The following is a 6,841-nucleotide window of genomic DNA, read 5'->3' as shown; positions in this document are numbered from 1 at the left end:
CCCAGCCTGGTTCGAATCATCACCGGCCAGCTTGGCACAATGATGCCGTCGGGGGCCGTCCACCCATCAGGATGAGGGGGCTGTGTTTGCCGGGCCGAAGCGATCAGCCGGAAGCCGCCTCACACAAATCCCGGATCGATCTTGCCCGTCCGCTCGAGCCAGCGCGGCGTCGGCAGATTCTGCTTGCGCAGGAAGTCGAGATTATAGAGCTTCGACGCATAGCGCGTGCCGAGGTCGGCGAGGATCGTCACGATCGTATGGCCGGGCCCGAGCTCCCTGGCGAGGCGGATCGCGCCGGCGACATTGACGCCCGAGGAGCCGCCGAGCAGCAGCCCCTCATTCTCGGCGAGATCGAAGAGAATCGGCAAAGCCTCATCGTCGGGAATCTGAAAAGCGAGGTCGATCGGCGCGCCCTCGAGATTGGCGGTGATGCGCCCCTGTCCGATGCCTTCCGTGATAGAGGAGCCGGAGGCCTTCAATTCCCCGGTCGTGTAATAGGAATAGAGCGCCGCGCCGAGCGGATCGGCGATGGCGATTTTCACGGAAGGCTCGCGCTCCTTGAGCGCCATGCCGATGCCCGCCAGCGTGCCGCCCGTCCCGACCGCGCAGACAAAACCGTCGATCTCGCCCTCCGTATCGGCGAAAATCTCCGGCCCGGTGCCGCGAATATGGGCGTCGCGATTGGCCACATTGTCGAATTGATTGGCCCAGATCGCCCCTTCGGGAGTCTCTTTGGCGAGGCGCTCGGCGAGGCGGCCGGAGAGCTTCACATAATTATTGGGGTTGGCGTAGGGGACCGCCGGCACTTCGACGAGCTCCGCGCCCTGCAGGCGCAGCGTGTCCTTCTTCTCCTGGCTCTGCGTCTCCGGGATCACGATGACGGTGCGAAAGCCGAGCGCATTGGCGACCAGCGCGAGGCCGATGCCGGTATTGCCGGCCGTGCCCTCGACGATGGTTCCGCCGGGCTTCAGCGCGCCGCTGGCGATGGCGTCCTGCACGATGGAGAGCGCCGCGCGGTCCTTCACCGAGCCGCCCGGATTCAGGAATTCCGCCTTGCCGAGGATTCGACAGCCGGTCGCCTGCGAGGCCGCCTTCAATTCGATGAGCGGTGTGTTGCCGATCGCTTCGATGACATTGGCGGCGAATTTCATGTCGGTCCCGTCCTTTGCGCGCGAGAATCCGCGCTAGCCGATAGAAAGTGGAGAAGCAAGGAATATTCCTATTCGCCCGCCCGCCGCCGCTCCAAGCGGAAAGTGGCGACATGGGCGGCGCTCTCGCCGGGAGCGAGACTCCGCATCGAAGGCTTCTCATAAAGATCGCCGGAGAAATCCTCGGGATCCCCATGCCCGGTCCAGGCCTCTATGCAGAGGAACGGCGCGGGGGGCAGCGACCACAGCGCGATATGGGGAAAATCCTCGAGCTCGACGGAAAGCGCGAGCCCGTCGCCATTGTCGTAAAGGAGACGGCGGCTCGCGGCGTCGAGGAAGCAGAGCGCCTCCTTCTCGAGAAGCGCGGCGGAGAGCGGAAGGCGTCGGCCTTCCAGAGGGATGGCGCGCCGCTGCGAGGAAAGCAGCCCGCCGGGCGCGATGACCGGGACCTCGCCGCGCTCGGCCGCCTCGAAATCGATCGCATGAGGAGACGCCGAGCCGCCGAGCGGCCAGCGAAATCCCGGATGCAGCCCGACGGCGTAGGGCAGGGGCCGCCGATCGCGATTGACGGCGGTGAGGCAAACGCGCAGCTCGCCCGGCCGCAGGCAAAAATGCGCCTCGAGGCGAAAGGCGAAGGGATAGAGCGCTCTGCTCTCCTCGTCCTCCTCGAGGGCGAGGACGACGCGATCCTGCGAGCGTTCGACGGCGGAGAAGCGTTTGCGCCGGGCGAAACCGTGCAGGCCGAGCGGATAGCGCGCGCCGTCGACCCGAATTCCGTCGCGCGTCCAGCCGACCACGGGAAAGAGCAGAGGCGCGGTCTGCGGCCAGACCTCCCGCTGCGGCTCCCAAACGAGCTCCACGCCGTCGCAGCGCCAAGAGGCGAGCTCGGCGCCGAGAACGGATATTTCGGCCGCGTCCGACGGGCCGGCCTCGAGACGAATCGCGTCAGTCATGCGCCGATCGTAGCGAGCGCGACCGCGGCCGGGGAGGTGATCTTGCCCGCCGCCCGCGAACGTCTATAGTCGGCGCATTGCTTGTCGAAACATCGTTAGACGCATGAATTTCAGCCGGCTTTTTCTCCTCGCCTCGCTTCTTTGGCTCGCCGCGCCGGCCGAGGCCTCGCCTCCCGTCCCCGAGCCCTCTTCGCGTCCCTCGATCGCCGGCCCGCCGATGCGGGTCATGCTCGTGCGCGGCGCCTATCCGGGCTGCGAGCCGAATTGCGAGGAATGGATCTACGCCGAGGGGCAGATCGGGACCGAGTCGCTCGCCCTGTTCCGCGCCGCGATGGACGCGGTGCGTCCGCGCAAGCCGCCGATCCTCATCCATTCCGGCGGCGGCGAGGTTTTCACGGCGATGGCGATCGGTCGCCTCATCCGCTCGCGGGGCTTCGACGTCGCGGTCGCCCGCACGGAATTTCCGCTTGCGGCGCAGCCTTCGGCCGCAGCTTCCGAACCCGCCGCGCAAGAAAACGCGCAAGAAAAAAAGAACGCGCAAGAGCGAGAGCGAGAGCGAGAGAAGGAGAAAGGCCAGGGGAAGCGAAAGGGGAAGGGGAAAGCCGAGCCGCCGAAAGCGCGCGGGATCGCCCGCGGCTGGCGAGCGGCCTGCGCCTCCGCCTGCACGCTGGTCCTCGCCGCGGGCGCGCGTCGCTATGTGGGCCCGACAGCCTTTGTCGGCGTCCACGAGATCGTGAGGCCCGAGCAGACGATCATGCAGAAGATGCGCTATTACCAGATCCGCACGCTGCGCGAGGGGAACCGCATCGTCTCTCAGGAGAAGGTGATGGTCCGCGAGACGAGCGCGCCGCTCCGCCTCGAGCGGGCCAAGGCCTCGCCGGAGACCTACCGAAGCGTGCGCAGCTATCTGGTCGAGATGGGCGCGACCAGGGAAGTCGTCGATCTGATGATGACCGCCCCGCCCGAGAGCATACGCTGGCTCACCCGGGCGGAGCTCGCCTCGACACGGCTCGCATCCGAGGAGCGGGGCGGCGAGACGCTGGTCGCCTATACGCCGCCGGCGCGCGCTCCCACGCCGTGGACGCCGCCTCCCGCCGCGCAGATCACGCCTCTTGCCGCGCCGCCGGCGCCGACCACTTCTGGTCCGGCGACGCCCCAGCCGGTTGAACCGATCGCCGCCGCCGAGGCGCGGCGGCGCATATTTGCGCCGCCCGTCCGCCCGAGCTGGTTCGATCTCAATCGCGGTTGGATCGTGCTCTTCGGTCTCGCGGCGGCGCCGCTGCTCTGGGCCATTCTCGCGAGCCTCGCGCGGACGTTCCGTGGCTTTCCTACGGCGCAACGCCGCGATCCGATCCTGCCGCCGACCGCGCCATCATCCGACTGAGCGCGCTTCCCCCGCGCGACGAAGACAGGGATGACGAAGACAGGGGCGGCGAGAACAGGGGCCGCGAGAACAGGGGATGGACGCCTGCGCCGCATTGACCGGCCGCGGCCGGACCCCGATGCTGTCGCGACGATTCTCTTTTCCCGCCGGGCCCGATGCTAGACAAGATCGCCGCGACCGACCGCCCGCCGTTCCTCGGCGTCGAGCGCTCGATCTCCGGCCGGCCCTGGCGCGCGCGGCTGCGGCTGCATGAGGAGGCGCAGGCCGAGGCCATCGCCCAGCTCCATGGCGGCGGCGATCTGCTGGCGCGCGCGCTTGCGGGGCGGGGCGTGACGGCGGAGACAGCCGCCGCCTATCTCGATCCGACATTGCGGACGCTCATGCCCGACCCGCTCGTCCTCCAGGACATGGAGGCCGCGGTCGTGCGGTTGGCGCGGGCGGTCGAGACCGGCGAGCAGATCGCCCTCTTCGGCGATTACGACGTCGACGGAGCCTGCTCCTCCGCGCTCTTCGTCGAATTTCTCGAGGCAGCGGACTGCCCGCGACCCTTTCTCCATATTCCTGACCGCATCCTCGAGGGCTATGGGCCGAACGCCGAGGCGATCGCGGAGCTGCGGGCGCGGGGCGCCGGCCTTCTGGTGACGCTCGATTGCGGGACGACGAGCCATGCCGCCCTCGCCGCCGCCCGCGCGTCGGGCCTCGACGTGATCGTCGTCGATCACCATCAGGCGCCGGAGGTTCTTCCAGACGCCATCGTCGTCAATCCCAATCGGGCGGACGACCTCTCGGGCCTCGGCCATCTCTGCGCAGCGGGGGTGGCCTTCCTCACCCTCGCGGCGCTGGCCCGCGAGCTGCGCCGGCGCGGCTATTGGGCGAGCGCGCGGGCCGAGCCCGATCTCCTCGCCGGCCTCGACCTCGTCGCGCTGGCGACGATCGCCGATGTCGCGCGGCTGCATGGCCTCAACCGCGCTTTCGTGGTGAAAGGCCTCGCCGTCATGCGGGGCAGGACGCGCATCGGCCTTGCGGCGCTGCTCGACGCGGCGCGGGTAGACGGACCGCCGCGCGCCTATCACCTCGGCTTCGCGCTCGGGCCGCGCATAAACGCCGGCGGACGCATCGGCGACGCGGCGCTCGGCGCGCGCCTGCTGACGCTGCGCGACCACGGCGAGGCGGCGCGCATCGCCGCCGAGCTCGATCGGCTGAATGGCGAGCGCCAGGCGCTGGAGAAGGCGACGCTCGAGGAGGCCGAGGCCGAGGCGGACAGGCAGCTGATGCGCTCCAACCGCCTCTCCTGTCTCGTCGTCGCCGGCGAGGGATGGCATCCGGGCATCGTCGGAATCATCGCCTCGCGCTTGAAGGACAAGTTCAAGATTCCCGCCTTTGTCATTGCAAAAGCAGGTGAAGTTTGCTCAGGCTCGGGCAGAGCCTCGAGCGGCGTCGATCTCGGCCGCACGGTGCGGCTCGCCGTCGAGGAGGGCCTCCTCGAGAAGGGCGGCGGACATGCGATGGCGGCCGGCGTCACGCTGGCGAGGGGGCGGCTGGAGGCGTTCCGCGCCTTCATGAACGACGCGCTTCAGGAAGATGTCGAACGCGCCCGCGACGCCGACGCGCTGCTCGTCGACGGCGCCCTGACGGCGCGCGGCGCGAGCGTCGAATTCGCGCGCGCGCTCGAGCGGGCCGGGCCCTTCGGCGCGGGAAATCCCGAGCCGCTCTTCGTCTTCCCGGATCATCGCATCCTCGACGCCGCTGTCGTGGGCGCATCCCATGTGCGGGCGCGGCTCCAGTCGGGCGACGGCGCGCGGCTCGACGCCATCGCCTTTCGCGCGGCGGGAACCGCGATCGGCGACGCGCTGCTCGCTGGCCGCGGGCGGCTGCTGCATGTCGCGGCGCGAGTGGGAACGAATGTGTTTCGCGGCGCCGAGCGGGTCGAGACGCGCATCGTCGATCTCGCCCGGGCCGAACGCGAAACATGGTGAACGCCGTGCTGCGCCGGCCGATTCCGGGGCAAAGACGCGGTGGAGCGGGGCGTTCGCGTCGCAATTTGGTCGCAATCGCTCGCTCTCATGGCAAAGCTCGAGGATGCGAGAGAGGGGGCGCGAGGAGCGTTAACTCTCGAGTAATGCGGGCGCGAGACATTGCGGCGTGCGGTCGCGCCGACATCGCGCGGTTTTCGAAGCCCGCCGCAGGCGTGGTTTTGCGGCCGGCGTGAGCGAAGCGAGCCGTCCCCCATTTCGAGCGAATGCGCGCCTGACATGCGATCACTGCCGGATCTTCGCAACTCTTTCGTTCTTCTCGGCCTCTGCGCGCTGGCGGGCTGCTCTTCCGCTCCGCCCTCCGGCCATCGCACAGCGCGCGCGCAGATCGATCCGCGCTATGGCGTCGCGCCGAGTCCGCGCGTCGTCGCCGAAGGCGAGGAGGTTCCGCGCGGCGGCGGCTATTACATGGTGGGCAAGCCCTATCAGATCGCCGGAACGACCTATTATCCGAGCGAGAAGGCCTATTCGGCCGTCGGACTCGCCTCCTGGTACGGGGCGGACTTCCACGGACGCAAGACGGCCAATGGCGAGGTGTTCGACAGCGCCTCGATCAGCGCCGCCCATCCGACGATGCCGCTGCCGAGCTATGCGCGGATCACCAATCTGCGCAACCACCACTCGATGATCGTGCGCGTCAACGACCGCGGCCCCTATCACGGCGGACGCGTGATGGACGTCTCGCAGCGCGTCGCCGAGGCGCTCGATTTCCACCGGATCGGCACGGCCAAGGTGAAGGTGGACTATGTCGGCCGCGCGGCCCTCGAGGGGTCCGACGACGCCAAGCTGCTGGCGACGCTGCGCGAGGACGGCAGGCCCGCGACGCTTCCGGGCGGCGCGCCGATCATGGTCGCCGCCAATCTTCGCGAGCAGCCGAGCCGCATGGCCCGGCGCGAGAGCGCGGAGGAGGAGGCGCAGCAGAGCGAACGCGCCGAACGCGCGGCCGCCACGCGGGCCGAAGCGCGGGAACGGGAAGAAGAGGTCGCCTCCCGCGCCGAAGCGCGCGCGGTTGCGAAAGAGCCCGTGTCCAGCATTCCAACGCCCGTATCGGCCAAGGCGTTGGCCATGGCCAAGAGCGCGCCGCTGCCGCCCTCGCGGCCTTTCGATCTCGGGACGGCGTCGCGCGGCGTTCGGCTGAGACAAGCGCTCAATTAACCTCGACCGCGCCCCGATCGACCGGGCTCGGCGCAGGACCGTTGCTTTCTGCCGCCCGACGCGCCACATTTCAGCGAAACTCATTGCGTGGAGCCGTCGGCGCGCTGCGACGGCGTTTCGAACGAGAAGGCGAAAGACGCGTGCCTGTCTCCCTTCCCAAATCTCTCA

At 69.1% G+C, this 6,841-nt stretch carries 5 protein-coding genes; 3 read left to right on the top strand and 2 right to left on the bottom strand.

What is annotated here, in order from left to right; genetic code table 11:
- Nucleotides 1–119 precede the first annotated feature (119 nt).
- On the bottom strand, nucleotides 120–1,151 hold the full coding sequence (locus Mspo_RS05650) for a cysteine synthase A (RefSeq protein WP_159727679.1): 1,032 nt from the start codon (nucleotides 1,149–1,151) through the stop codon (nucleotides 120–122).
- Between the two features lie 68 nt (nucleotides 1,152–1,219).
- Nucleotides 1,220–2,101, bottom strand: a complete 882-nt coding sequence (locus Mspo_RS05645; RefSeq protein WP_159727677.1) for an aldose 1-epimerase family protein — start codon at nucleotides 2,099–2,101, stop codon at nucleotides 1,220–1,222.
- A gap of 103 nt (nucleotides 2,102–2,204) precedes the next feature.
- On the opposite strand from Mspo_RS05645, the gene Mspo_RS05640 reads away from it, so the two are divergent.
- The 3 genes from Mspo_RS05640 (at nucleotide 2,205) to Mspo_RS05630 (ending at nucleotide 6,673) form a co-directional block, all read left to right on the top strand.
- On the top strand, nucleotides 2,205–3,485 hold the full coding sequence (locus tag Mspo_RS05640) for a hypothetical protein (RefSeq protein WP_159727675.1): 1,281 nt from the start codon (nucleotides 2,205–2,207) through the stop codon (nucleotides 3,483–3,485).
- A 155-nt stretch (nucleotides 3,486–3,640) separates the two neighbouring features.
- On the top strand, nucleotides 3,641–5,461 hold the full coding sequence (gene recJ / locus Mspo_RS05635) for a single-stranded-DNA-specific exonuclease RecJ (protein WP_159727673.1): 1,821 nt from the start codon (nucleotides 3,641–3,643) through the stop codon (nucleotides 5,459–5,461).
- A gap of 276 nt (nucleotides 5,462–5,737) precedes the next feature.
- Nucleotides 5,738–6,673: a septal ring lytic transglycosylase RlpA family protein gene (locus Mspo_RS05630; protein ID WP_159727671.1), complete on the top strand. Its 936-nt coding sequence runs from the start codon at nucleotides 5,738–5,740 to the stop codon at nucleotides 6,671–6,673.
- The last annotated feature ends 168 nt before the right edge of the window (nucleotides 6,674–6,841 follow it).

The sequence above is a fragment of the Methylosinus sp. Ce-a6 genome (genome assembly GCF_009811655.1).
Taxonomy (GTDB): domain Bacteria; phylum Pseudomonadota; class Alphaproteobacteria; order Rhizobiales; family Beijerinckiaceae; genus Methylosinus.
Note: the sequence above shows the minus strand (reverse complement) of the source record. Positions and strands in the feature narration are given on the sequence as shown.